Origin of the sequence: Pseudonocardia pini (assembly GCF_013870575.1) — a bacterium.
Taxonomy (GTDB): Bacteria; Actinomycetota; Actinomycetes; order Mycobacteriales; family Pseudonocardiaceae; genus Pseudonocardia; species Pseudonocardia pini.
Genome location: NZ_JACBXB010001044.1, coordinates 1 through 1,510, shown reverse-complemented (window position 1 = coordinate 1,510; position 1,510 = coordinate 1). Strand labels below are relative to the sequence as shown.

Below are 1,510 nucleotides of genomic sequence, written 5' to 3'. Positions count from 1 at the left end.
GACGCCGCGCCCGCGTACCGGTCGGGGGCGGCGTCGAGGACGGTCGCGGTCAGCGGCGCCACGGTCAGGGTGAGGCCGACGGCGAAGAGCAGGACCCCGGGCAGCACGTCGAGCAGCCAGGACGCGTCCGGCCCGATCCGGGTGAGCAGCAGCACCCCGCAGGCGGCGACGAGCGGCCCGACGGTCATCGGCACCCGCGGCCCGATGCGCTGGGCCAGCGCTCCCGCGCGGCCGGAGAACAGCAGCATCAGCACCGTGACCGGCAGCAGCCCGGCGCCCGCGAGGGCCGGGGTGAACCCCGCCACGACCTGCAGCTCCAGCACGAGCAGCAGGAACAGGGTGCCGAGGGCGGCGTACACGAGCAGCGTGACGACGTTGGCCGCGGTGAACACCCGGCTGCGGAACAGCGTGGGCGGCACCAGTGGGTGGCGGGAGCGCCGCTCGATCGGCACGAACGCGGCCAGCGCGACCAGCCCGAGGACGAGCGCGACCCACACCGCCGGCGTCCAGCCGCTGCCGCCCTCGGTCAACGCCCAGGTCAGCGACGCGAGCCCCACGACCGCGAGCGCCGTCCCGCTGAGGTCCAGGCCCGGGGCGGCCTCCGGGTCCTTCGACTCGGGCGCGTGCTTGAGCGCGACCACCACCACGACGACGGCGAGCGGCAGGTTGATCAGGAACACCGCCCGCCACGACCACTCGACGAGCCAGCCGCCCACGAAGGGGCCCACGGCGCCCGCGATCCCGCCGAGGCCGGACCAGATGCCGACGGCGACCGAGCGGTCCTCGCCGTGGAAGGACGACGAGATGATCGCCAGGCTGCCCGGGGTGAGCAGCGCCCCGCCGATCCCCTGCAGCGCCCGCGCGACGATCAGCGTGCCGATGTCCGGCGCCAGCGCGCAGCCCGCGGAGGCCACGGCGAACCAGACGACCCCGACCAGGAAGACCCGCCGCCGTCCGTACCGGTCCCCGAGCGACCCACCGAGCAGGATCAACGCGGCCAGCCCGAGCGTGTAGGCGTTGACCGTCCACTGCAGGCCCGCGAAGCCCGCGCCGAGGTCCTCGCCGATGTGCGCGAGGGCGACGTTCACCACCGTGCCGTCGAGCATCGCCAGGCTGGAGCCGAGCACGGTGGTCAGCAGGACCCACCGGCCCGCCGGGGTGCCGGTCCGCAGACCCTCGGCTGTCACGGGCGCACAGTACGCTCGGCCGGTCGATCAAGTGCGGTCGATCGAGAGAGAGGGTGACGTGGCGGTCAACGTGCGGGTCGGGGACGACCGGGTCGGGACGATCGAGCTGGACCGGCCGGAGCGCCGGAACGCGCTGAACGTCGAGACCTGCGAGGGGATCGTCGCGGCCGTGGACGAGGTCCGGGCGGCCGGGGCGCGCGCGGTGCTCGTGACGGGCACCGGCAGCAGCTTCTGCGCGGGCGCGGACTTCGGCGAGGTCTACGGCGAGGGCTTCCGGGACGCGCTGACGGCGGCCCTGCAGGCCGTGCACACCCTCCCGGTGC

The 1,510-nt window shown here is 75.1% G+C and carries 2 protein-coding genes; one reads left to right on the top strand and one right to left on the bottom strand.

Annotated features, from left to right (window positions below; genetic code table 11):
* Nucleotides 1-1,187: DHA2 family efflux MFS transporter permease subunit (locus H5J29_RS32315; protein ID WP_181784701.1), on the bottom strand; the 1,187-nt coding region annotated here is incomplete at its 3' end.
* Between the two features lie 58 nt (nt 1,188-1,245).
* On the opposite strand from H5J29_RS32315, the gene H5J29_RS35640 reads away from it, so the two are divergent.
* On the top strand, nt 1,246-1,510 hold a 265-nt coding region (locus H5J29_RS35640; RefSeq protein WP_312858504.1), incomplete at its 3' end, for an enoyl-CoA hydratase-related protein.